Raw genomic sequence first — 23,914 nt, forward strand, 5'->3', positions numbered from 1 at the left:
CTGTCGTCTATCATGTGATTCAGACATTGTCTATGCTATAATAATAAAAGCGATTAATGGACGGTGGAGGGAAACGGATGGCACAAGTAACACCAATGATGAAGCAATATTTAGAGATCAAGGCTCAGTATACAGATGCCTTTTTATTTTTTCGTCTCGGCGATTTTTATGAAATGTTCTATGAAGATGCTAAGCTTGCTGCACAAGAGCTTGAGATTACGTTAACAGGCCGAGGCCAAGGGGATGAGCGGATACCGATGTGCGGTGTACCATACCATTCTGCAGACGCGTATGTGTCAAAGTTAATTGAAAAAGGCTATAAGATCGCGATCTGTGAACAAGTTGAAGATCCAAGACAGGCAAAAGGAGTCGTAAAGCGCGAAGTCGTGAAGCTATTAACTCCAGGTACTGTCATGGATGGACAAATGATTAAAGAGAAAGAACACAACTATTTAGTTGCGGTAACAGCGTTTGAAGATGGTTCATATGGAGTAGCGCGTGCAGACTTAACGACCGGTGAATGTGCGGTTACATTATTTGAAGATGATTTTGATGAAGTCATTCATGAATTGATAAACAGCGGTACGAAAGAAGTCGTCATTGCCTCAACATTAACAGAAGATTTGAAACTGAAACTAGAAGAACGAAAACAGTTTACGATTTCTGTCGAGGATGAATATGATATCTTGAATGGATATGATCATTTATGTGAAAACTTACAATCTCATAAACTCATTCAAGCATTCGGTCGTCTATTGCAATATTTAATTCGTACGCAAAAAAGATCGTTGGAGCATTTACAGCCTGTTATTTATTATCCTAGTAACTCTTATTTAAAAATGGATTCCCATACAAAGAGAAATTTAGAACTGACAGAATCGCTACGTGAAAAGAGAAAGGCAGGGTCTTTATTAGCTGTTGTTGATAAAACAGTCACTGCGATGGGTGGTAGACTTGTGAAAAGCTGGATTGATCGTCCTCTCGTTGACTTGAAGGAGATTGAGGGTCGTCTAGAAATCGTGACAGCATTCAAAGATCATTATTTTGTACGAAATGAGCTTAGAGATGAGCTACGACACGTGTATGACCTTGAACGCTTAGCTGGTCGTATTGCGTATGGAAGTGTAAATGCCCGAGAACTTGTACAGCTGAAACGCTCGTTACAATGTATTCCTGCCATTAAAGAGCATTGCATTCCACTTTTAAAAGAAAAAGTTAATGCTTGGTTTTACAATGATGAAGAGGTAGAACAACTGTTAGATCTATTAGAGGAAAGTCTAGTTGATGATCCACCCATTTCTGTGACAGATGGTGGAATGATTCGTCAAGGCTACCACGATGAACTAGATACATACCGAGATGCTAGTCGTAATGGGAAGCAATGGATTGCAGAATTAGAACAGAAAGAACGTAAGGAAACAGGGATTAAGACGTTAAAAGTAGGCTATAACCGTGTTTTCGGTTACTATATTGAAGTGACAAGGGCCAATGTTCATTTACTAGAGGAAGGTCGCTATGAACGTAAGCAAACGTTGACGAACGCTGAGCGCTTTATTACACCTGAATTAAAGGCGAAAGAAGCGTTAATTTTAGAAGCAGAAGATAAACTTACCCAACTAGAATATGATTTATTTGTCGGCATTCGAGAAGCTGCAAAGGAGTACGTAACAATTGTTCAAGCATTAGCCCATTCTATTAGTGAAATTGATGTCCTTAGTGGATTCGCTGAAATTAGTGAGGAAGCGCAATATGTGAAACCACAGTTTTCAAACAAGAACGAAATTGCGATTCAATCTGGACGTCATCCAGTCGTTGAGACCGTCATAAAAAAAGGGGAGTATGTACAAAATGATCTCCTTATGGAGCAGGGGCGTGAGATGCTGCTCATAACCGGACCGAATATGGCGGGGAAAAGTACGTATATGCGTCAGCTTGCCTTAATTGTTGTTATGGCACAAATAGGTTGTTATGTTCCAGCGGAATCGGCTGAACTGCCTATTTTTGACCAAATCTTTACACGCATCGGTGCGGCAGATGATTTAGCAAGTGGTCAAAGTACGTTTATGGTTGAGATGCTAGAGACAAAGTATGCACTGACAAAAGCAACAGAGAATAGTCTGATTTTATTAGATGAAATTGGTCGTGGAACGTCAACTTATGATGGTATGGCATTAGCGCAAGCTATTATTGAATTCATACATGATACAATCCGAGCCAAAACGATGTTCTCAACTCATTATCATGAGCTAACGGCTTTAGAAGGCTCTCTTGAAAACTTAAAAAATGTTCATGTTTCTGCTGTGGAAGAAGAAGGAAAGGTTGTTTTTCTTCATAAGGTCGTTGATGGACAAGCTGACAGAAGCTATGGGATTTATGTTGCTGAGCTTGCTGAGTTACCAGCAGAAGTGACGGGAAGAGCAGACGAATTATTAAAACAGTTAGAATCGACTCCTCTGCTAAACAGAGATAGTGTCGTGAAGGAGAATCAAAGTCAGCCCGAGCAGCTGTCTTTGTTTTCTGACAAGCATATTGAAGCAGAACGAGGGAAATCATTCAAACGGAACGATACGTCTGACAAAGTTACGAAGAAGCTACGTGAAAAGGATGTCTTACATATGACCCCTTTAGAAGCGCTTCATTTCATTAATGATTTACAGAAGTTAATCAAATAGAAAGAGGTGGGGTTCGATGGCTAAAATAATTAGGTTAAATGAAGCGTTGTCTAATAAGATCGCAGCAGGTGAGGTTGTCGAACGCCCTGCTTCGATTGTAAAAGAATTAATTGAAAATGCAATTGATGCAAATAGCACATCCATATTAATCGAAGCAGAAGAAGGAGGCCTTTCTCACATTCGCATTGTTGACAACGGTGAAGGTATGGACGATGATGATGTTGAAACAGCCTTCTTCCGACATGCGACGAGCAAAATCAAACATGATCGTGATTTATTCCATATTTCTACATTAGGGTTTCGTGGAGAAGCACTACCGAGTATTGCATCTGTTTCTTACGTAACAATGCTAACGAGTACGGGGGCAGAAAAGGGAATTGAATTGAAATTAGAAGGTGGTACAATCGTCTCGAAAAATGCAGCACGAGCTCGTAAAGGTACGGAAGTAGTTGTCACAAACCTTTTTTATAATACACCTGCTCGATTAAAATATGTGAAAACCGTTCATACAGAAGCTGGTAACATTAGTGATGTCATTAACCGTCTTGCACTAGCTCATCCGACTATTGCCTTTCATTATCGACATGATGGGAAAGACGTTTTACGGACCGCGGGTAATGGTGATGTTCGCCAAGTTGCAGCTTCCATCTATGGCCGTCAAGTTGCCAAGCAAATGGTTGAAATTAATGGCCGATCGCTAGATTATGAAATTGAAGGTTGGATCGCTAAACCGGAAGTGAATCGTGCATCGAGGCAGTATATTTCGATTTTTATTAATGGGCGCTATATCCGAAATTTTGCCTTAGCTCGTGCAATACAAGCAGGGTATCATACGTTACTTCCAATCGGCCGATATCCGATCGGAGTCTTTTCAATTAATATGGATCCTCAGCTCATTGATGTGAATGTTCATCCTGCTAAGCTAGAAGTGCGTTTAAGTAAGGAAGAAGAGCTTTCGCAGTTACTAACGGAAGTGATTCAAAAAGCATTTAAGAAAGAAACACTTATTCCAGAGGTGGATACTCGTCAGAGAAGTTCTTTTGAACCTACTGTAAAGGAGGAGCAGTTAAGTTTAAACTTGGAGCAACAGCAGAATGAAATGGATAGAACGATTGAAGATGATCATAATTCCACTAGTACGTTCGATTATAGTAAGTCTGTCAGTTATTCTTTTCAAGAAGGGACAAACCATCAGCTCCATCATGATACTAAGGAACAAGACAGTGAGATAGAAGAGAGAGTGCAAGAGAGGGATTTAGATAATAAAGAGAATCCAGCATCGCGCGTTCCGACACTTTATCCAATAGGACAAATGCATGGGACGTATATTGTCGCCCAAAATGATACAGGAATGTACTTAATTGACCAACATGCTGCCCAGGAGCGGATTAAGTATGAATATTTCCGTGATAAAGTGGGTCAAGTTACGCGGCAAGTACAAGAGTTAATGGTACCAATTACCTTTGAGTATACGGTGCAAGAAGCACATGTCATTTCTGAGCATATAGATGATTTAAAAGCAGTAGGTATCTTTTTAGAGCCTTTTGGACATCAGTCTTATGTTGTAAAATCTCATCCAAGTTGGTTTCCAAAAGGGTATGAAGAAGAAACGATTAAAGAGATGATTGATTATTTATTATCTTATAAATCAATCAATTTAGCGAAGCTCCGTGAAGAAGCGGCAATCTTAATGTCGTGTAAGGCAGCTATTAAGGCGAATCGCCATTTGCGCCATGATGAAATGTATGCGTTATTAGAATCATTGCGTAAAAGCGGTGATCCGTTTACTTGTCCTCACGGTCGGCCTATTATTGTTCACTTTTCTACGTATTCAATTGAAAAGATGTTTAAAAGAATCATGTAAGGGAAAAGGTGAGAGTAATGTGATAATTACAACAGCTAGGAAACAAATAAAAACACTTGCTAACGAGACTGAAAGAATGAGTCGAGGTTTAGGTGCAACTTATTTTTTGCGTGATGATCAGTCAGTCTCAACTCTCGTAAATGAGTACAAAGAAGATGTACTGGTTGTCGGAAAAGATCGGTTAACCTTATATCCTAAAGATGGTGGACACCCTTTCTTTTATCACCCTAATTCAGCCATGTTTCGGGTGAAGCAATTTTTGAAAACAGGATATGATCCACTCGTTGAGGTTGGTCGCTTACAAAAAGGAATGAATGTTCTTGATTGTACATTGGGATTAGCTGCAGATGCCCTAGTAGCTAAAATCGCTGTTGGTGAGAGTGGTTATGTGACTGGTATTGAAGCAAACCGTATTTTAGCCTATCTTGTTCGATATGGATTGTATAACTGGAAAGACGGACAACCTTATTTACTTAATGCGATGAAGGCAATCGAAGTCATTCATCAATCTCACTTCACTTTTTTACAGGGGTGCGAGGATGAAAGCTATGATGTGATCTATTTTGATCCGATGTTTGAGAGCAACATTGAATCGATTGGGATGAAGGGATTGAAGAGCTTTGCCTTTTATGATGACCTTACATTTGAGACAATTCGTGAAGCGAAAAGAGTTGCCAAGAAACGGGTTATTTTAAAGGATCATTTCCAAAGTAAACGTTTTGAACGGTTTGCGTTTCATGTTATTAAAAGACAGCATGCGACATTTCATTACGGTTTTATTGAAAAATAGGTTTGAATTTCCAAAAATCAGGAGATAATGATGAAAGAAAAATTATTAGTCATTGTAGGCCCTACAGCTGTAGGGAAGACAGCACTTAGTATTGAGCTTGCCAAACGCTATGATGGTGAAGTTATTAGCGGAGATTCAATGCAAGTCTATAAAGGAATGGATATTGGAACAGCTAAGGTATCTTTGGAAGAGCAACAAGAAATTCCACATCATTTAATCGATATTAAAGATATTGAAGACTCTTTTTCCGTTGCTGATTTTCAGGCAAAAGTGATCCCGTTAATTACAGCGTTAAATGACAAGCAGAAGCTACCGATATTAGTCGGAGGAACCGGATTATATGTTAATGCCGTTATTCAGAAATATGACTTAGTCAATCGACCTGGTGATAAAAACTATCGGCGACAACTTGAACAAGTAGCGATTGAAAGAGGAACAACATATTTACATAAACAATTGCAGGAGCTTGATGCCAAAAGTGCTGAACTTATTCATCCGAATAATGTACGGCGGGTGATTCGAGCATTAGAATTAACGAAGGTGCTAGGTGCTCCATTTTCTGAGCAACAGCAGGAAGAAGAGAAGGACAGTCCCTACGATTTAGTGTATATTGCTTTGTCTATGGAACGGGAGCTGCTGTATGAGCGAATTAATAAGCGAGTCGATCTAATGATGGAGCAAGGGTTGTTAGAGGAGGTGACGAATCTGCATAGGCAAGGAATTCGTCATTGTCAGTCCATTCAAGCAATTGGTTACAAAGAGCTATATCAATATTTAGACGGAGAAATTTCATTAGATTTAGCGATTGAGAAATTGAAGAAAAACTCTCGACATTATGCAAAAAGACAGCTCACTTGGTTTAGAAATAAGACCAATGCAAAGTGGTTCGATATGACAAATGGATTACATTCTGATGTTTTTTTTGAAATATGCCGATTCATTGAAGGACAATGGACTTCAATGGCGAAGTAAAGAGATAGTCAATTAGAGGAGGAGTCCTGATGAAACAACAACCTGTAAATATTCAAGATCAATTTTTAAATCAATTACGTAAAGAAAATATTCCGGTCACAATCTTTTTAACGAATGGCTTTCAAATTCGTGGACTTGTTAAGGGATTTGATAACTTTACGGTCATAGTTGAATCAGAAGGGAAACAGCAACTCGTATTTAAGCATGCGATTTCCACATTTGCACCTCAACGCAATGTTCAGCTTAAATCTGAGCCTGAAGCATAGAATGGAAAGCGGTCAAAGAAGCAGCTAAGTTAAAGGGCACTGAAAAAGTTTGGGTTTTACTTTTTCGGTGCCCTTTAAGCATTGTGCGAAACCGTAGTCTAATGAAATTCTGACAGAAGATGAGAGAGGTTCAACAGCATTGTAAAGTTGGACATAAAGGTCGGAAATAAGTTTTTTCAACTTCTTATATGAACTTGCTTTGAATAGTTATCATATAGTTATTCTTTTCTATAAGTATGTCTAATAAAAAAAGTGAAAGAGAAGGGTACTGAAAAAGTTTGACTTTTAACTTTTTGGTGTCCTTTAAGCAATGTGCGAAACCGTTGTCTGTTTTGAAAAGCTTGATTCTAGTGAGGCCTTTGCTAATCAAATCTTAAACCTCTAAGAATTTATAAGATTCTTAGAAGTTTACTCGATGAGGAAGTAGACGGTGTTGCGTGAGAAGTCGGCTTCACTCGTTATACGTTCCACTTTTAGAAACGCTCAACCTATTGTAACGGCTCAGCGCTACGCAATTAAGATGGAACAAAATAGGCTTTTGTCTCATATAATATAGAAGATCATATTGGACTGGTTTTTGTCAGCGAAGGGGTGAACATCATGGATAACCCAGCGTATGTGAGAAAAAAAGGTCGCATTAATGTTGTGCTAACGCAAAAACAAAATGAATTTGAGGAAGAGTCCTTATTTGAGAATGAAGAATCTAAAATAGAGCATGATGTATTAGCACGATTTGAACAGGAGCTAGGAGAATATGTTGGATTAGAGGAAGTGAAACGGCTCGTTAAGGAGATTTATGCGTGGCTATTTATTAATCGTTGTCGAGAAAAGGAAGGACTAAAGGTGACAAAGCAAGCACTTCACATGATTTTTAAAGGAAATCCAGGTACTGGAAAGACGACAGTTGCTCGTTTAATTGCATCATTCTTTCATGAAATGGGCGTGTTAGCTAAAGGTCACTTCTTAGAGGTTGAACGCGCAGATCTAGTTGGTGAATATATTGGTCATACCGCCCAGAAAACTCGTGAGGTGTTAAAAAAGGCACATGGAGGTGTGCTTTTCATTGATGAGGCCTACTCTCTTGCGCGTGGTGGTGAAAAGGACTTTGGCAAGGAAGCGATTGATACGCTAGTGAAAGCTATGGAAGATCGTCAACATGAATTTGTATTAATTTTAGCTGGATATTCAGACGAAATGGACTATTTTCTGTCCCTAAATCCAGGATTACCTTCACGTTTTCCGATTGCCATTGATTTCCCTAACTATTCAACAAATCAATTAATGGAAATGGTACGAAGAATGATACATGACCGACAGTATACGTTAACGGATGATGCACAAAAGCACGTAAAAGATCATTTGCAGAAGATTAGAAGTGAAGAGGAAGGGACATTTAGTAATGGACGGTATGTTCGAAATATGATTGAGGAAGCGATTCGTTTTCAAGCTGTACGGCTATTACGTGATGGTACATTTGATAAGGATTCATTAGTTACGATCAAACGAATGGATTTTCAGTTTCACTCTTCACATGTTAAAGTAAACTAATTGAGTAGCCTGCTTTATGAGCAGGCTTTTAAATTTTGCTTTGCTCATGATATGATGAGGAAGGATATTAAGGAAAGGTGTGGCTTGATTGGAAGAAGTGATAAAGCGAGGAAATGAGCAGGTCGTTCTCATTGGCTGTCAGTTGGATAGTGATGACGAACGTTTTGACTATTCCATGAGTGAATTAAAGAGCTTAGTTAAGACGGCTCAAGGTACAGTTGTTGCGACAGTAACTCAAAAACGTCAAAAGGTTGACCCATCAACTTACATAGGAAGAGGAAAGATTGAAGAACTAGTTGCGTTTTTAGAGGATACAGATGTGGATTTAATTGTTTTTAATGATGAGTTAACACCGAGTCAAATAAGAAATGTTTATACGAGAACGAAAGTAACAGTCATTGATCGAACTCAGCTTATTTTAGATATATTTGCAGCTCGTGCAAAATCGCGTGAAGGGAAGCTTCAAGTCGAGCTTGCTCAGCTTTCTTATTTGTTACCGAGATTGGCCGGTCAAGGTATCGCTTTATCGCGTCAAGGTGGGGGAATTGGTGCGAAAGGTCCTGGTGAAACGAAGCTAGAATCAGACCGCCGCCATATTCGCAGAAGAATGGATGAGATCAAACATCAGCTTGAAACGATAGTCAATCATCGAAAGCGTTATCGAGCTCAACGTAAACGAAATGAAACGTTACAGGTTGTGTTAGTTGGTTATACAAATGCTGGGAAATCAACCCTTCTTAATCGTTTAGCAAATGCAGAGACGTTGGAAGAGAATCAGCTATTTGCGACACTAGATCCAACAACGAGAAAGTGTTCATTAACAAATGGATTAACGATCTTACTTTCGGATACGGTTGGCTTCATTCAAGATTTACCTACAACTCTTGTAGCAGCCTTTCGCTCCACTTTGGAGGAGCTAATAGAGGCAGATTTATTCCTTCATGTTGTAGATTGTTCAAATGCTGATCACGTACAGCATGAAGGGACAGTGAAACAATTAGTTGCAGAACTTGGCGCACAGCACATTCCACAATTACTTATTTACAACAAAAGTGATCAAAAAATAGTACCTTTTGTCCCTTCCTATCATGATGATTCCATTGAAATTTCTGCACTGGAGTCTGATGACATTGACGCATTAAAAGAAGCAATTGAAGAGAAGCTTCTTGAGCAAATGGTCGCATATCATGTTCAGTTGTTTGCGACAGAAGGGAAATTTCTGGCTAAATGTAAACAAACAACGGTCCTAAAGCAAGCGGAATGGAATGAGGAAGGCGAGTATTATGATGTTCGTGGTTTTGTTCATCAAAATACAGCCATTGGTCAAGAGTTAATGAATCGGATGAAGGATGAGGAAGAGTAGAATGTACAATGATTTTCAACATCAGGAACGAATTGAAACGTTAACGCTCGAAATTGATAAACAGATTGAATCGAGACATAAGGAAATTGAACAAATTGCAATCATCAACCAAGCAAAAGTGATGAGGGCATTTAAACAAAATAAAGTTTCCGATTTTCATTTCACACCTTCGACAGGATACGGTTACGATGATATTGGACGAGACACACTTGAACAAGTATATGCAGATGTTTTCAAAGCTGAAGCAGCTCTTGTACGCCCACAAATTATTTCAGGGACACATGCGATTGCTACGACTCTTTTTGGAATTCTCAGGCCTGGAGATGATTTGCTTTATATAACGGGTCAACCTTACGATACGTTAGAGGAAATTGTCGGTATTCGTGGAAACGGAAACGGTTCTCTAAAGGAATTTCAAATTAATTATCAAGCTGTTCCGTTGTGTGAGAATGGCTGGATTAATGAAGAACAAATTAAACAATCGATTTCAGGAAAAACGAAAATGATTGGTATTCAACGTTCAAAAGGGTATAGTGATCGTCGTTCATTTACAATTGAAGAGATTGAACAGATGATTTATTTTATTCGAAAAATAAAATCTGACGTTATTGTGTTTATTGACAACTGCTATGGGGAATTCGTAGAAATAAAGGAGCCAACTGAGGTGGGTGCTGATATTATCGCTGGCTCTTTAATTAAGAATCCAGGTGGTGGAATTGTTAAAACGGGAGGGTACATTGTAGGGAGAAAGGATCTAGTAGAACTCGCTTCCTACCGATTAGCTGCTCCTGGGATTGGAGCAGAAGGTGGGGCTAGCTTGTACAGCTTACTCGAAATGTATCAAGGGTTCTTTTTATCACCACACGTTGTATCACAATCATTAAAGGGTGCGATTTTTACAGCGGCATTGTTAGAAAAATTAGGGATGAACACAAACCCGAAATGGAATGATAAACGAACGGACCTTATTCAATCGGTCAGATTTCCAACAGCGGAAAAAATGATTACTTTTTGCCAAGCGATCCAAGCAGCTTCGCCGATTAATGCACATGTTACTCCACAGCCAAGTTCAATGCCTGGTTATGAGAATCCGGTGATTATGGCTGCCGGAACCTTTATACAAGGAGCAAGTATTGAATTGACAGCTGATGGACCGATACGTGAGCCGTATATGGCGTATGTACAAGGTGGATTAACGTATGAACATGTAAAAATTGCTGTTTTACAAGCATTAGATTCGATTTTATAAAAGGGCATTCGTTGACTTGGTAGCAACAATCTAGTAAGATGAAAATTGGATAACTATAGCAAATTGATATCAATTATATAACAGATTGAGATCATACGAATGAAAGACAAATAAGCTTAGCTTATTTTCTTAATACAATTATGAAGAATGTTGAAAGGGGACTACATACTAATGGCAAAGTACACAAGAGAAGATATTTTGCGTATAGCTAAGGAAGATAATGTTCGCTTTATTCGTCTTCAGTTTAGCGACTTGCTTGGTACGATCAAGAATGTTGAAATTCCTGTAGATCAATTAACGAAGGCACTCGATAACAAAATGATGTTCGATGGCTCGTCAATTGAAGGGTTTGTCCGTATTGAAGAATCTGATATGTATTTATATCCAGACTTAGAAACGTGGGTTATTTTCCCATGGACACCGGAAAAAGGGCGCGTTGCTCGCTTGATTTGTGATGTCTATCAACCAGGTAAGCCAGGTGAAGAACCCAAACCATTTGAAGGGGATCCACGCGGCGTATTGAAAAATGTTTTAAAAGAAGCAGAAAAAATGGGCTATACGAACTTTAATATCGGACCTGAGCCAGAATTTTTCTTGTTTAAAAACGATGAAAACGGTGAGCCGACTCTTGATCTAAACGACAAAGGTGGCTATTTCGATTTAGCTCCAACAGATTTAGGAGAAAATTGCCGACGTGATATCGTTTTAGAGCTAGAAGACATGGGCTTTGATATTGAAGCATCTCACCATGAAGTTGCTCCAGGGCAACATGAAATTGATTTTAAATATGCGGATGCAGTGACAGCTTGTGATAACATTCAAACATTTAAGCTTGTTGTCAAAACGATTGCTCGAAAGCATGGTTTGCACGCAACGTTTATGCCTAAGCCACTATTTGGTGTAAATGGCTCAGGAATGCATTGTAATATGTCACTCTTTACAAAGGAAGGTAACGCTTTCTTTGATGAATCAACTGAATCACAATTAAGTGAAACAGCTATGCAATTCTTAGCTGGAATTCTTGATCACGCTGAAGCTTTTACAGCTATTACAAACCCAATTGTTAATTCATACAAGCGTTTAGTACCTGGTTATGAAGCGCCTGTATATGTTGCATGGTCAATGCGTAATCGTAGTCCACTTATTCGTATTCCATCCTCACGTGGTATTAGTACTCGTATCGAAGTGAGAAGTCCCGATCCGGCAGCTAATCCATATTTAGCAATGGCGGCGATGTTAGCAGCAGGACTTGATGGAATTAAGAAGAAGAAGACTCCACCTCCAGCTACTGATCGTAACATTTATGTCATGAGTAAAGAAGAACGTGTGGAAGAAGGCATTGCTGATCTTCCAGCAACGTTAAAAGAAGCAGTAGACAAGCTTATTCAAAATGATACGCTCGTACGAGCTCTTGGTGAGCATATTGTTGAGAACTTTGTTGAGGCAAAAGAGATTGAGTGGGATATGTTCCGTACGCAAGTCCATCCGTGGGAACGAGATCAATATTTAGAAGGTTATTAATACTAGGAACCCTTGACACTTTTGGTGTTGAGGGTTTTTTATTTCTTTTTCTTAAATTGATGTCTATTCATGAAATAAACGAAAAAGAGAGCGATCACCACGAAAAAACCCTTTGGTCGCTGTAGCAAGGTTATCATCTCCTTTATAAATAAAAGTCTTATTAACTTTTACTTTCATTATATGCTAGAGAAGGAGAATGAGAGAAGGTAAGAACCCTTTTTCGTGCTATAAAGGCTATAATGATAATATGATATAATGACAATGGATTGAATTTGAAGGGAGTTTAGGATGAGTAAAAAGACTGTTATTTTAATTGCATATGTTCTCACATTGCTTTTCTTTTTAAGAAGTGTAACACTCGTGATTTTTGCTGATGGTACAGGTGGATATGGAATGATTATTGTGTCCGCTCTTGTCATGACCTTTTTATTAAGGTGGTATTTAAAAGAACGTCAAAAAGAAGTAAATAAAGATACATAATGAAAGAAAAGGAACAAAAATGTTAATCATTTTTGTTCCTTTTTTGTGAGATTACCGATACCAGCTTGCTCCTAGAATGATAAGCAATATCACTAATACAACAATTAACGCAAAGCCAAAACCGCTTCCACTTCCACAGCGTGGTGGTGGTGGACAACAGTAACCACCATACCATGGTCCATAGTAGCCCATAAATGACACCACCTTTCATAAGGTTATACTATACCTTATGTCAAACTGAGAAAAACGCACTGGGTAAACGTGGAATACACATAAAATACGAGTTATAACTTTATGATCATGAGCATAACTATTTATTACGGTTGAAGACAAGCTTCGTTTTAATGGATTGTTCTAAATAAACCTACAACCTTCCCTAATACAGTACAATTCTTCAAAATAATTGGTTCCATAGTAGAATTTTCAGGTTGTAAACGTATATAATCCTTTTCTTTAAAGAATCTCTTTACGGTTGCTTCATCATCTTCTGTCATTGCGACGATAATGTCACCATTATTAGCTGATTGCTGTTGACGAACAATGACCATATCACCATCATAAATGCCCGCTTCAATCATACTTTCACCAATAATAGAGAGTGCATACATATTATCATTTGAGGCTAAATGTTCTGGAAGAGGAATGTAATCATCGACATTTTCAACCGCTGTAATTGGGAGTCCTGCGGTGACCTTACCAATAACAGGCACGTAATTTGCCGTACGATCTTTCACGATAGCATCATGATGGTCTAGGTTTAGAACTTCAATGGCTCTTGGTTTTGTTGGATCTCGACGGATAATTCCTTTTTTTTCTAGACGCGATAGATGTCCGTGTACAGTAGAACTCGATGCAAGGCCTACAGCTTCACCGATTTCACGTACAGAAGGTGGATAACCTTTCTTCTTTACTTCTACTTTGATGAAATCTAATATTTCTTGTTGTCGTTTTGATAGTTTTGACAATAATCGCACCTCATTTCTTCAAACTTTAATAGCTAAATTATACCATGCGAACATATGTAATGCAAACGTTAGTTCTAAAATGCGTGTTGACAAAAAACAAGTGTTCGTATTACGATAGGTACACGAACAAACATTCTTATTAGAGGTGATTCACTATGTTATCTGTAAAACGTCTGTCAAAGCAAGAGTGGTTTATTGTGATTTGTGGGATTATCGCTTTATTATTTATGTACACATCGATTATGATTCCCTCATCCTCTAACTCTATTGAAGGAAATGAAGAAAAGCATGTTTTTGAGGAGCAGTATGAGCAACATGAATATCTCGTCTTAAGTGAGGATGAAAATGAGTGAAGAAAGCCGTTATTTATTGTCGTGTAAGTACGAATAAGAAAGAACAGCAAACGTCATTAGAAAGACAAGCTGCTGAATTAAAACTGTTTGCAAAGGAACATGGTTTCGACGTTCGTGAAGTCGTTTCTGAAAAAGCAAGTGGGTTTCATGTAGATCGAGAAGGCATCTTACATATTCTTGATTTAGTAGAGAAGAGTGAGATTAACATTCTTTTAATTCAAGATGAAACTCGCTTAGGGAGAGGTCATGCTAAAACAGCACTATTACATCATTTCAGAAAACGAGAAATACCCATTTTTACGTTACAAGATCAAGGGGCTGTATCATTATCAGAAGCAGATGAAATGATTTTGGACATTTTATCTATAGTGGAAGAATATCAAAGGAAATTACACAATAGTAAGATTAAGCGTGGGATGAGAAAAGCGGTTGAAAATGGCTACAGGCCTGAACAGAATTTAAAAAATCGTACACATGGTGGTAGATCAAAAAAGGATGTACCTATTGAGGAAATTATTCGATTACGAGAAAGAAAATTAACGTTCCACGATATAGCCGTTACATTGAAAGGTCTTGGCTATGATGTGTCTAAAGCAACGATCAATCGCCGCTATCAAGAGTGGGAACGGAAGCAACCATAATCAAACCACTTGAAAGTATGTCAATCATTCGTGTAAAGTAATAGAAGTAGCAAAAAGGAGTGTTTGACATGCTTTCAAGTAAGCAAATTGAACGGATTAATGAGTTAGCAAAGAAGAGTAAAACAATTGGTTTAACAGATAAGGAAGCGAAGGAGCAAAAGCGGTTAAGAGAAGCGTACATAAAGACATTTCGTCAGTCATTTAAACAACAATTACATCAAGTAAAAGTTGTTGATGAAAAGGGAAATGATGTTACTCCAAAAGCGTTAAAAGATAGTAAAAAGAATTCATTGCATTAAATTAGCAAAGTTTGAGCGACTCTGGTCATTAAAATGGTAGTCTGTCCATTTTAATGACCTTTTAGTTGTGCTATTCAACTATTTTTCTTGATCTCGTTAACGAATAAGATTTTTACGGTAAGAGATTTAATTTATGGCTTGTATGAATGAGTTAAACTCAATTATGCTAACAAAAAGATATAATTGAATATTGATTTGTACAAATGTTAATATATTAATATAAATCATTTTCTTTTTTCATTTTAAATGAATAATGCTTGTGAAAATGTTGCAGAAAGTATATCATGATAGACGTGAGTGAGTATTCTGTAAATTTAGGAAGGTAGGTAAAAAGAATGTCAAGACAAACGGAACAATTAGCAATTAATACGATTCGTACACTATCAATTGATAGTATTGAAAAGGCGAATTCAGGTCACCCAGGAATGCCGATGGGAGCTGCTCCAATGGCATTTAGTCTTTGGACGAAATTTATGAATCATAACCCATCTAACCCATCTTGGTCTAATCGTGATCGCTTTGTATTATCAGCAGGCCATGGATCGATGTTGCTGTATAGTATGCTACATTTAGCTGGTTATGATGTTTCTTTGGACGATTTAAAGGAGTTCCGCCAATGGGGAAGTAAAACACCAGGACACCCAGAATTCGGACATACTCCTGGAGTAGAAGCGACAACTGGTCCGCTTGGCCAAGGAATTGCTATGGCAGTTGGGATGGCAATGGCAGAGCGTCATTTAGCAGACACATATAATAAAGATGATTATACAATCGTTGATCATTTTACATATTCGATTTGTGGTGATGGAGATTTAATGGAAGGCGTTTCAGCAGAGGCAGCTTCACTTGCAGGTCACTTGAAATTGGGCAGACTCATTGTATTATATGATTCAAACGACATTTCACTTGACGGTGATTTGCATTTATCGTTCTCTGAAAGCGTTGAAGATCGTTATAAGGCTTATGGATGGCAAGTTATTCGTGTTGAAGATGGGACAGACCTTGATGAAATCAATCGTGCTGTCGAAGAAGCACAGCAAGACGAGCGACCAACGTTAATTGAAGTAAAGACGACAATTGGTTTTGGTTCACCTAATAAATCTGGTAAATCTGCTTCTCACGGATCTCCACTTGGTAAAGATGAAATTGCTTTAACAAAAGCTGCGTATGAATGGACTTTTGAAGAGGATTTCCATATTCCAGAAGAAGTGAAAGATTTCTTTGCATCTAAAAAGGCTGAAGGTGAACAGAAAGAACAGGAATGGAATAAGTTATTTGCTGCTTATAAGCAATCATACCCTGAGCTTGCTGAGCAATTTGAGCTAGCGCAAAAAGGCGAGCTACCTGAAGGATGGGATGCAGAGCTTCCTGTATATGAAGCGGGTTCGAGCTTAGCTACTCGTGCATCATCAGGTGAAGTTCTAAATGCTATTGCGAAAAAGGTTCCTAACATTTTCGGTGGTTCTGCTGATTTGGCTGGTTCAAACAAGACATATATGAAAGATCTAGGTGATTATTCGCGAAATAACTATGCTGGGCGTAACATTTGGTTTGGTGTTCGTGAATTTGCAATGGGTTGTGCTGTCAATGGGATGGCATTACATGGTGGAGTAAAGGCATTTGGTGCTACGTTCTTCGTATTCTCTGATTATTTGCGCCCTGCGATTCGTCTTGCTTCTTTAATGAAGCTTCCGGTCGTGTTTGTCTTTACACATGATAGTATTGCAGTAGGTGAAGATGGACCGACACACGAACCTGTTGAGCAATTAGCCTCTTTACGAGCTATGCCAGGGCTTTCTATTATACGTCCAGGAGACGGGAATGAAACAGTAGCTGCCTGGAAAGTAGCAATGGAAAGTACGGATACGCCAACTGCACTTGTTTTAACTCGTCAAAACCTAAAAACATTAGCTAGTACGAAAGAACTTGCTTATCAAGGTGTGAAGAAGGGTGCTTATGTTGCTTCAAAATCTTCACAAGCTGAAGTTGATGCCTTGTTACTTGCTTCAGGTTCAGAGGTACCTTTAGCAGTTGAAGCGCAAGAAGCATTAGAAAAAGAAGGCATCCATGTGAATGTTGTAAGTATGCCAAGCTGGGATCGTTTTGAAAAGCAGCCTAAATCCTATAAAGATGAAGTGCTCCCTCCAAATGTAAAGGCTCGCCTCGGATTAGAAATGGGGTCTTCATTAGGATGGGCGAAATATGTAGGTGACCATGGCGATGTGATTGCGATTGATCAATTTGGAGCATCTGCACCTGGAGAAAAGATTATAAAAGAATATGGCTTTACTGTAGAAAATATAGTAGCTAAATTAAAAGTATTATTACAAAAATAAGAAATGCTTGAAGCACTATAAACTAGTTGTTTCAGACCGTAGGCAAAACGCCTTTGAGAATTTTTTCTCAAAGGCGTTTTTACATTATTTCCTCTATTTTCTGTTGGTGATACTGGAGAGTGGGTGTTTCTTCAGCACCCCATGATGTACGCAGACTCAATCTGATGCTGCAAAATCTCCGAGACAAAGGAAACACTGTTACAGTGATTGACCATGACAAGGATGTTATTAAAATTGCTGATCATATTGTCGATGTGGGACCGAGTGCAGGTACAAATATTTCAATCCAAACCATCTTCATTTGCATCCGCTTATTTTCCAACCTTATTGACATCATTGCCTGTTCATCCCTGACGTTTTTCAGTTATATTAAGGGGGAAAACGGTCTGATGTCTTCTGATTTCAGAGGGTTGAAGATAAGGGAATTTCCATTACTCCTCTATTCAAAGCGGATGGGATGGGGGGCGATTCCTTCAGGAGGAAAGGGAAGGTCGAAATCCACCGGCATGCCGGTTAGTTCAACGCCCTCCTGCGGAAAGCGTTCCCCCCATCCCGGGAGCGAGGTCGAAGCGCCGTATCGTGGCAACTACTCAAAAAAAGACTCGACTGTCTCGCTTTTGCGAGACTTAGTCGACAGGCTGAAACTAATTGTTTAAAGTGCTTCTTTGTGTTAAGTAATTAGCAAAAAGTTCACTCTTCGACAAAACTAGTGATCCTCTGCTCCGAGTTCAGACAACTATTTTATTTCCTATCTCGTATACTGAAGGAAACAATAACGAGAGGGTGTCCATGAATGAGACAATATGAATTGTATATTTTTGAAGAAAGTGTTGCTCACCAGTATTATGGACAAGAATCAAAATTGTTTTATCTGTTTCTTGACTATGAAAATGCTTCACCAATAAAAAAAGAAGTGATTCGAAAACAAATCGAATATATTACAAAACCGATACCGACTTTGTTTGTTCAGCAAAAAATAAAGCAAGCCTTTAAACAGAACCAACAATATGAAAATCATAAGCAGACGAATGTTATTACACTAAATTCAGGAGCGCAAGCAGAGTTAGTAATCGACAGTCAATCGATTCATGTTACCGCGAACGGGACACCAGAGGTCGAAATGATGTTCTTTGAAGTATTGAGAAGCTGTGCACCTACCTTTTTTGCCTTTAGTATTGAAGAGTACCGATACGGTTGGTTGAAACCGATTCAACAATTAAAACGTTCTCAACCTTTATAAGTTTTTTTGATAAAGCCTTTTAAATCGAGAGTCATTAAGATATAATAGGAAAGGTATTTAGCAAGAAGGAGGACGTTGTACGCATGATTTGGCATATCCTTGGATATACACTTGCTGTAGTAGCAGGTATCGCAATTGGGTTTTTCATTGCACGTAAGACAATGATGTCATATTTAAAGAAAAATCCACCTATTAATGAACAAATGCTTCGAGTGATGATGATGCAAATGGGGCAAAATCCATCGCAAAAGAAAATTAATCAGATGATGAAAGCGATGCAAAAGCAGCAACAAACGAAATAACAATGGACGAGCACCTGATATGACTGGGTTTGAGCGTTGTTGCTTCATGAGATTAAATCGACATTCTTATCATTTTGCTTAATCTTTCTTTGCAAAATCAGCTTAATCTTTCATAAGGACAAAATAAACCATTTTTTCTGATATTTGATTAATCAGAGGAGGTGGTTTTTTTGTTGTTATCTGATCTATTACTAGAGTATGCCTATGACAATATTGCTAGAGGGCATACCGAAAAAACGCTTATTAACAAAAAGCAAGAATTTAAGCAGTTGCAAAAATTTTTACATGAAAAAAGAGCTATTACACAAATTGAATCGATTACGACACATGATCTTAAAGCCTACATCAGACACAAGCAGCAACAAGGTTTACAACCGCAAAGCATAGTCTCGATGGCGAAAATTATTAAAGCGTTTTTTAACTGGTGTGTAATAGAGGAGTATTTAACAGCTAATCCAATGGATAAAGTTTTGCTCCCAAAAGTCCCAAAAAAGGTGTTGAGCGGTTTCACTCCAGAAGAAGTGACAAAAATGATTGATAGTTTTAGTTATAAAAATTACATCGAGGCACGAAATAAGACGATCATCGCTTTACTTAGTGATTGTGGGTTGAGGTCAATGGAACTTAGAGGATTAAAAAATCATGATGTTACAGAAACAAGCATTTTAGTTAACGGCAAAGGCAATAAGCAACGTATTGTATTTATTAGCCCTGTACTAAAAAAGTTTTTACTGAAGTATGAACGGATCAAAAAAGAACATTTTGAAAAACGTCTTGTTAAATCGGATCATTATTTTTTAACTTACAAAGCTGAGCAAATGTCTCATGTGGCTCTATTTCAGTTAGTAAAAGAAGCAGGGAGGAGAGCAGGGATTGAAGGTAAGAGGGTATCACCTCATGTTTTTAGACATTTCTATACTGTCCAAACGCTAAATAGTGGCACAATTGATCTTTACTCTCTCTCAAAGCTACTCGGACATTCACAAGTTTCTACAACTCAGCGGTATCTAGCGAGCATGACAGACGAAGAGCTTGAGATTAAAGCGATGACATCAAGCCCATTATCAAATTTAAACAAAAACAAAAGGAGAAATTAAAAATGACAACAACAACTCAAACAAATACAACAAATAATAAAACAACTTACACGGTAACAGCAACTGTCACTATGCCAGTTACAATTCAAATTAAAGCAGAATCAATCGAACAAGCAGAGCAAATGGCACACCATCAATTAGACGAGATTGCTTTTATGGGTGCAGAGTTAAAGCTAAATATGCTAAATGGACGTTCAGTAGAGCCAAGTGTAGAGGATTACCATGTCGATGATATTGAAGTGGGGGTGAAATAAGACAGCATAAAAAAGAGGACAGGCGATTGATACAGCCTGTCCCAACTAAAAAACTATGTCGATCTAACTAATAAAACTTATTACATTATTACTATTTAAATCGTAAATGTCAATTAAATTTTAAAAAGTAAAAGACACCATCAGATTTATGTGAGGTGATAAATAATGAGTCTAAAATCACGCATATATAAAATTTTACGTTTTGGAACGACATTGACGCTGTACGCAACAAGCGAATCGGCAAACGTATAGGCAGACGTGTGGCTGGAAGAGTTAGCGGTAAGTTTTTAGGTAAAATATTTCGATAGAAAAATACAAAATAAAAGGACGCAGGGGAGCTACCAACTCCTCTACATCCAGCCTATAATATATCCGCAAATATATTATAGCACTCATCCTTAAAAAAAGACAAGCATTTTAAGGGTTATTAAGTGTGCTTAAAAACAGGTTGGATTGCGTCCTCAATTAGAGGAGAAGATCACAATGACAACATTTCACATTAATACTGACCGTCAATCACTAAAATCCTTTCAATCAGTTGAGCAGCTTAATGAAGCTGTCTCAATCCATATGGAAACACTCAAAGATAACTCATGTAAAGTAAAGATCATGAATTTGTTATCGATTTTAAGCCAACACAGCCTTACTGTATGCGGAGTTTCATGGTTGAGTACATCTAGCTTGGCTACAATGTTAAACGTCTCTACACGTACTGTAAGACGCTATACGGCAGAATTAGAAAGCTTATCAATCATCCGTATTGTTCCAACTGTTGACCGTAAACGAAAGGGACAAACTAGTAATAGCTATGTGATTCTACAAGCTGAAAAGAGTGAATGTCCTACCACTTGTCCACCTGTTTGTCCTACTAATCTATCTAGTAATCAACCAAATGAATTATTAAAAGATCATAATAACGTAGTAGACGAGTCTAACGAATTAATATTGCCAACTTTTGTTCCAGAACGCTTTGGGAAATTGGCTAGTTTGGTATGTAAAACGGAAAAAGATATTGTTAAGCTATACAGTAAAGTTCAGTTAGCTTATCGAAAATGTAATCTTGATCTAAACATTGAGGCTTATCATCATGATGTAATTAAAGTGCTAAAAGGTGTGGTTTATAAAGCCAAATATAGCAAAATTTCAAACATTCTTGGTTACTTCTATAAGGGCATTCTCACACGATTTGACAGTATTTACAGTGAAGAGTTACAAACACTCATTGTTAGTCAGAAGGTTGCTGTATGAGGCTGGTAGAACGTTATAGATGTATGGATTACGTATGGATGTTTTAGTTGGTATTGGAAACACTAGCATTCGCAACGTGTATGGCTTGGTTGTGAATTGATGCATAAGACTTTTGAAAAAGTAGTTGACGAATAATTAGTCATGTCCTATACTGAGGTTATAAGACGAATAATTAGTCATTCAAATCATTGAAGGTGTGAAAAATTAATGCATGCATTAGATTATTTCTGTACAGTTTATAAAATCCAAAACAAACAACTAGCAAATTTTTTAGGGTGTAAACCTCCTCAAATCAATGATTGGAAAAAAGGAAGACGTCCTATTCCTAAGAAATACATCAAAGATTTATGCGATCTTTTCTCGGTATCAGTTGAACAGAGCTATTTGTTTAGCAAAAATGATATTTCAAAGCAAGATATGTACCAAATTAAGGTTTTATTGAAAAAAGCAGAGATTTTACATACTGAAAACTTAACAGATGAAATGCGAAGTCACTTAGAAATGGAACTATTGATGGCTGAAAATCATCATAAAATTCTTTTAGTCACTCAGGAACTCGAAAAAGAATTAGGTTCGATTGTGCTTTTTTCTGACAAGCTAGATTCTAAATTAGAACAGGTGAAAAAACTAATTGAGGATTTAAGGAGGTGATCACAGGACAAGCATATTAAACTATCAACCTGTCACACAAGCCATTACTTAATATAAAAAACTAATCAAATAAACGGAGGTAATTAAATGATTAAAGTAGTCGATGCAAGTGTAACTTCTAAACGTGGAGCATTTACCAATATGGCGATGGTTGACTTTAAAATTGAAGGTGAAGAACAGACTTTTGGAATCAACTTTTATAATCAGGAGATTCAAGGAGTCGTATACTTATTCCCTGAATTAAAGGCTAGAGGCATTAAAGATCCTGGTGATACGGAACAACTCAGTAAAGATGTTCTAGCTGTCCTTGAAGCTAAGGGAGAGTCTATAGATGTTACACTTGAAGAGAAATTGGCACATAAGGAAAATTGGCTTAAAAGTATAACTGTTAGCAAAGAAGAGAAACATGCAATTTTAGGAAGAATGCTGAAAGGTTTGGAAAGTGATGAGCAGAGAGAAGAGTTTAAAAGAAGAATTGAAGCGGTAATCAAGTAAAGGAGCAAGCCATATGCCAACAACAATCGCAGCACAATATCTTGCACTAACAGAAGCATACCAATCATTATCTCAATCAGATCAACAACAATGAAAGGAGGTGACAACGGATTTTCCCGAACTAATTGACCTTGAAGACAACTACGTAAGAAACTTTTTGACATAAATCTATTCATATATAAAATTTTTAAAAAAGACAAATAAACCCTTGACTATTGTCTAAAAAGAGTTTAAAGTAAATTACGTGTGTTTTAAATTTTTAGAGACTTGTCGAATACAAATCTTGCTACAGTTTTTATTATACTGATGGTGTATTAACAAGTCAATAAAAATCTGAATTATAATCCAAATTATATTGCAAAAAATTTGAGAGGGGTGAGAACAATGTAAAGGACGAGTCTAGCAATCTAACATTCCATTCGTAACCGCAGTCAGTCGCTGGATTAGCTATACATAATTCAAAAATAAAATAAAAATAAGAAGAAAACATAAGGAGGAATTTATTAATGACTAAAATTTATAATGCAGATGCAACAACACAAGAGGGAGCGGTAAGGCAAGTGACGGAAGAGGATGTATTGTTAAGTTTGGCTGCTCAACAAAAAGAATTCATAAAAATGCTGATTGATCAAAAAGAAAGTTTACAAAGAGACTATGCAATTTTTAATGAATTTCTTGAGGGAAACGAAGATTTACACGAATCGTATGTTACTCACTTGAAAGGACTAAAAAAGAGTCCACGTTTCAAGGAGCACTCACGAGAAATTCACACAGCGTTAACTGAACTTGGTGTAGATAACATGATCTTAGTGAATGGTGGGATTCAATAGTGGGATCTCCAGTACTATATTCAGGTTTGAAAATTCAAGTTAATAATAATGCAAAGGGTTTAGTGGCAATTAGTATTCCATATTGTGATTTAGAGGATTTCGTCAAAGAAAACCCATCTTACAATATTAATGATCTTTCGATATTAAGCCGTGAACCTAAGTTATATAAAGTGGATGTAAAAGAACACGAGAATAACTTAGCAAGGTTGGATAGGATTCGTAGTGAATGGGACTTAAATCACTTTGATTACAAATTCTATACTGAGGAAGAGGTAGAGGAGCTGCTGATTGAACAAGGGCTTGTTATAGCGGTTGAAGGTGTAGGAGAAGTTGAATCTGTAAGAGATTTGGCAGATGCTCATGGTACGTATAATCCAACAAATATAGCAAGAGAAAATTTTTATAAGAAGTTTAAAACATTTTAAGTAATACATAATCGAGGGGCTTCATGCCCCTCACAATCAAACATAAGGAGGCT

Annotated in this window: 26 protein-coding genes; 24 read left to right on the forward strand and 2 right to left on the reverse strand. The window is 37.6% G+C overall.

Translation table 11 applies throughout. The features are described 5' to 3' along the window. The first annotated feature begins 77 nt into the window (after positions 1-77). From mutS to MW695_RS05600, 10 genes are all read left to right on the forward strand, one after another. Positions 78-2,672, forward strand: a complete 2,595-nt coding sequence (gene mutS / locus MW695_RS05555; RefSeq protein ID WP_247104058.1) for a DNA mismatch repair protein MutS — start codon at positions 78-80, stop codon at positions 2,670-2,672. Positions 2,673-2,688: 16 nt separating this feature from the next. Beyond that, complete coding sequence (gene mutL / locus MW695_RS05560) at positions 2,689-4,536, forward strand: DNA mismatch repair endonuclease MutL (protein ID WP_247104059.1); 1,848 nt, start codon at positions 2,689-2,691, stop codon at positions 4,534-4,536. Positions 4,537-4,555: 19 nt separating this feature from the next. Continuing rightward, complete coding sequence (locus MW695_RS05565) at positions 4,556-5,326, forward strand: class I SAM-dependent methyltransferase (protein WP_247104060.1); 771 nt, start codon at positions 4,556-4,558, stop codon at positions 5,324-5,326. A 27-nt stretch (positions 5,327-5,353) separates the two neighbouring features. After that, positions 5,354-6,298 carry a tRNA (adenosine(37)-N6)-dimethylallyltransferase MiaA gene (miaA, locus tag MW695_RS05570; RefSeq protein ID WP_247104061.1) on the forward strand — a complete coding sequence of 315 codons (945 nt, stop codon included), beginning with the start codon at positions 5,354-5,356 and terminating at the stop codon, positions 6,296-6,298. A 29-nt stretch (positions 6,299-6,327) separates the two neighbouring features. Beyond that, entirely contained in the window at positions 6,328-6,564 is a 237-nt protein-coding gene (hfq, locus tag MW695_RS05575; protein ID WP_035343864.1) for an RNA chaperone Hfq, read from the forward strand. A gap of 600 nt (positions 6,565-7,164) precedes the next feature. Then, positions 7,165-8,112, forward strand: a complete 948-nt coding sequence (gene spoVK / locus MW695_RS05580; RefSeq protein ID WP_247104062.1) for a stage V sporulation protein K — start codon at positions 7,165-7,167, stop codon at positions 8,110-8,112. A gap of 88 nt (positions 8,113-8,200) precedes the next feature. Then, complete coding sequence (gene hflX, locus MW695_RS05585) at positions 8,201-9,475, forward strand: GTPase HflX (protein WP_247104063.1); 1,275 nt, start codon at positions 8,201-8,203, stop codon at positions 9,473-9,475. Position 9,476: 1 nt separating this feature from the next. Continuing rightward, positions 9,477-10,724: a methionine gamma-lyase family protein gene (locus MW695_RS05590; protein WP_247104064.1), complete on the forward strand. Its 1,248-nt coding sequence runs from the start codon at positions 9,477-9,479 to the stop codon at positions 10,722-10,724. Positions 10,725-10,895: 171 nt separating this feature from the next. Then, entirely contained in the window at positions 10,896-12,245 is a 1,350-nt protein-coding gene (glnA, locus tag MW695_RS05595; protein ID WP_247104065.1) for a type I glutamate--ammonia ligase, read from the forward strand. 288 nt (positions 12,246-12,533) lie between these two features. Continuing rightward, positions 12,534-12,725 carry a hypothetical protein gene (locus MW695_RS05600; protein ID WP_247104066.1) on the forward strand — a complete coding sequence of 64 codons (192 nt, stop codon included), beginning with the start codon at positions 12,534-12,536 and terminating at the stop codon, positions 12,723-12,725. 51 nt (positions 12,726-12,776) lie between these two features. Here the strand turns inward: MW695_RS05600 and MW695_RS05605 are convergent, their stop codons facing one another. Both MW695_RS05605 and lexA read right to left on the reverse strand, forming a co-directional pair. Next, positions 12,777-12,917 (reverse strand): YjcZ family sporulation protein, encoded by a 141-nt coding sequence (locus MW695_RS05605; RefSeq protein ID WP_081727981.1) that lies wholly within the window; start codon positions 12,915-12,917, stop codon positions 12,777-12,779. A 149-nt stretch (positions 12,918-13,066) separates the two neighbouring features. Continuing rightward, positions 13,067-13,690 (reverse strand): transcriptional repressor LexA, encoded by a 624-nt coding sequence (gene lexA, locus MW695_RS05610; RefSeq protein ID WP_247104067.1) that lies wholly within the window; start codon positions 13,688-13,690, stop codon positions 13,067-13,069. Between the two features lie 155 nt (positions 13,691-13,845). Here lexA and MW695_RS05615 point away from each other — a divergent pair, with 155 nt between their 5' ends. The 14 genes from MW695_RS05615 (at position 13,846) to MW695_RS05680 (ending at position 23,861) form a co-directional block, all read left to right on the forward strand. After that, complete coding sequence (locus tag MW695_RS05615; protein WP_247104068.1) at positions 13,846-14,043, forward strand: hypothetical protein; 198 nt, start codon at positions 13,846-13,848, stop codon at positions 14,041-14,043. Continuing rightward, a complete protein-coding gene (locus MW695_RS05620) occupies positions 14,040-14,684 on the forward strand; it encodes a YneB family resolvase-like protein (protein WP_247104070.1) in 645 nt (214 codons plus the stop codon). The genes MW695_RS05615 and MW695_RS05620 overlap by 4 nt, the downstream gene beginning before the upstream one ends. 68 nt (positions 14,685-14,752) lie before the next feature. Then, positions 14,753-14,983, forward strand: a complete 231-nt coding sequence (locus MW695_RS05625; RefSeq protein WP_247104071.1) for a DUF896 domain-containing protein — start codon at positions 14,753-14,755, stop codon at positions 14,981-14,983. Between the two features lie 335 nt (positions 14,984-15,318). Then, complete coding sequence (gene tkt / locus MW695_RS05630; RefSeq protein ID WP_247104073.1) at positions 15,319-17,319, forward strand: transketolase; 2,001 nt, start codon at positions 15,319-15,321, stop codon at positions 17,317-17,319. 119 nt (positions 17,320-17,438) lie between these two features. After that, the gene (locus MW695_RS05635) at positions 17,439-17,975 is read left to right on the forward strand and encodes a P-loop NTPase family protein (protein ID WP_247104160.1); all 537 of its coding nucleotides are present in this window, start codon (positions 17,439-17,441) and stop codon (positions 17,973-17,975) included. A 137-nt stretch (positions 17,976-18,112) separates the two neighbouring features. Continuing rightward, the gene (gene sirA, locus MW695_RS05640; RefSeq protein ID WP_247104074.1) at positions 18,113-18,559 is read left to right on the forward strand and encodes a sporulation inhibitor of replication protein SirA; all 447 of its coding nucleotides are present in this window, start codon (positions 18,113-18,115) and stop codon (positions 18,557-18,559) included. 83 nt (positions 18,560-18,642) lie between these two features. Further along, positions 18,643-18,861 (forward strand): YneF family protein, encoded by a 219-nt coding sequence (locus MW695_RS05645; protein ID WP_247104075.1) that lies wholly within the window; start codon positions 18,643-18,645, stop codon positions 18,859-18,861. 170 nt (positions 18,862-19,031) lie between these two features. Further along, positions 19,032-19,958, forward strand: coding sequence for a tyrosine-type recombinase/integrase (locus MW695_RS05650; RefSeq protein ID WP_247104076.1), 927 nt, complete (start codon positions 19,032-19,034; stop codon positions 19,956-19,958). 2 nt (positions 19,959-19,960) lie between these two features. Beyond that, entirely contained in the window at positions 19,961-20,212 is a 252-nt protein-coding gene (locus MW695_RS05655; RefSeq protein WP_247104077.1) for a hypothetical protein, read from the forward strand. 483 nt (positions 20,213-20,695) lie between these two features. Next, on the forward strand, positions 20,696-21,460 hold the full coding sequence (locus MW695_RS05660) for an HTH domain-containing protein (RefSeq protein WP_247104078.1): 765 nt from the start codon (positions 20,696-20,698) through the stop codon (positions 21,458-21,460). A 207-nt stretch (positions 21,461-21,667) separates the two neighbouring features. Continuing rightward, entirely contained in the window at positions 21,668-22,111 is a 444-nt protein-coding gene (locus MW695_RS05665; RefSeq protein ID WP_247104079.1) for a helix-turn-helix domain-containing protein, read from the forward strand. A gap of 87 nt (positions 22,112-22,198) precedes the next feature. Beyond that, positions 22,199-22,606 carry a hypothetical protein gene (locus MW695_RS05670; RefSeq protein WP_247104081.1) on the forward strand — a complete coding sequence of 136 codons (408 nt, stop codon included), beginning with the start codon at positions 22,199-22,201 and terminating at the stop codon, positions 22,604-22,606. Positions 22,607-23,112: 506 nt separating this feature from the next. Next, positions 23,113-23,436: a hypothetical protein gene (locus MW695_RS05675; RefSeq protein WP_247104082.1), complete on the forward strand. Its 324-nt coding sequence runs from the start codon at positions 23,113-23,115 to the stop codon at positions 23,434-23,436. Next, positions 23,436-23,861, forward strand: coding sequence for a hypothetical protein (locus tag MW695_RS05680; protein ID WP_247104083.1), 426 nt, complete (start codon positions 23,436-23,438; stop codon positions 23,859-23,861). The genes MW695_RS05675 and MW695_RS05680 overlap by 1 nt, the downstream gene beginning before the upstream one ends. The last annotated feature ends 53 nt before the right edge of the window (positions 23,862-23,914 follow it).

Source organism: Halalkalibacter sp. APA_J-10(15), assembly GCF_023017105.1.
Taxonomy (GTDB): Bacteria; Bacillota; Bacilli; order Bacillales; family Bacillaceae_D; genus Halalkalibacter.

Excerpts from the sequence above, each read along its gene's own strand:
- mutS (WP_247104058.1), top strand. The coding sequence starts at position 78 with ATGGCACAAGTAACACCAATGATGAAGCAATATTTAGAGATCAAGGCT.
- mutL (WP_247104059.1), top strand. The coding sequence starts at position 2,689 with ATGGCTAAAATAATTAGGTTAAATGAAGCGTTGTCTAATAAGATCGCA.
- miaA (WP_247104061.1), top strand. The coding sequence starts at position 5,354 with ATGATGAAAGAAAAATTATTAGTCATTGTAGGCCCTACAGCTGTAGGG.
- hfq (WP_035343864.1), top strand. The coding sequence starts at position 6,328 with ATGAAACAACAACCTGTAAATATTCAAGATCAATTTTTAAATCAATTA.
- spoVK (WP_247104062.1), top strand. The coding sequence starts at position 7,165 with ATGGATAACCCAGCGTATGTGAGAAAAAAAGGTCGCATTAATGTTGTG.
- MW695_RS05590 (WP_247104064.1), top strand. The coding sequence starts at position 9,477 with ATGTACAATGATTTTCAACATCAGGAACGAATTGAAACGTTAACGCTC.
- glnA (WP_247104065.1), top strand. The coding sequence starts at position 10,896 with ATGGCAAAGTACACAAGAGAAGATATTTTGCGTATAGCTAAGGAAGAT.
- MW695_RS05600 (WP_247104066.1), top strand. The coding sequence starts at position 12,534 with ATGAGTAAAAAGACTGTTATTTTAATTGCATATGTTCTCACATTGCTT.
- MW695_RS05605 (WP_081727981.1), bottom strand. The coding sequence starts at position 12,917 with ATGGGCTACTATGGACCATGGTATGGTGGTTACTGTTGTCCACCACCA.
- MW695_RS05615 (WP_247104068.1), top strand. The coding sequence starts at position 13,846 with ATGTTATCTGTAAAACGTCTGTCAAAGCAAGAGTGGTTTATTGTGATT.
- MW695_RS05625 (WP_247104071.1), top strand. The coding sequence starts at position 14,753 with ATGCTTTCAAGTAAGCAAATTGAACGGATTAATGAGTTAGCAAAGAAG.
- tkt (WP_247104073.1), top strand. The coding sequence starts at position 15,319 with ATGTCAAGACAAACGGAACAATTAGCAATTAATACGATTCGTACACTA.
- sirA (WP_247104074.1), top strand. The coding sequence starts at position 18,113 with ATGAGACAATATGAATTGTATATTTTTGAAGAAAGTGTTGCTCACCAG.
- MW695_RS05645 (WP_247104075.1), top strand. The coding sequence starts at position 18,643 with ATGATTTGGCATATCCTTGGATATACACTTGCTGTAGTAGCAGGTATC.
- MW695_RS05655 (WP_247104077.1), top strand. The coding sequence starts at position 19,961 with ATGACAACAACAACTCAAACAAATACAACAAATAATAAAACAACTTAC.
- MW695_RS05660 (WP_247104078.1), top strand. The coding sequence starts at position 20,696 with ATGACAACATTTCACATTAATACTGACCGTCAATCACTAAAATCCTTT.
- MW695_RS05665 (WP_247104079.1), top strand. The coding sequence starts at position 21,668 with ATGCATGCATTAGATTATTTCTGTACAGTTTATAAAATCCAAAACAAA.
- MW695_RS05670 (WP_247104081.1), top strand. The coding sequence starts at position 22,199 with ATGATTAAAGTAGTCGATGCAAGTGTAACTTCTAAACGTGGAGCATTT.
- MW695_RS05675 (WP_247104082.1), top strand. The coding sequence starts at position 23,113 with ATGACTAAAATTTATAATGCAGATGCAACAACACAAGAGGGAGCGGTA.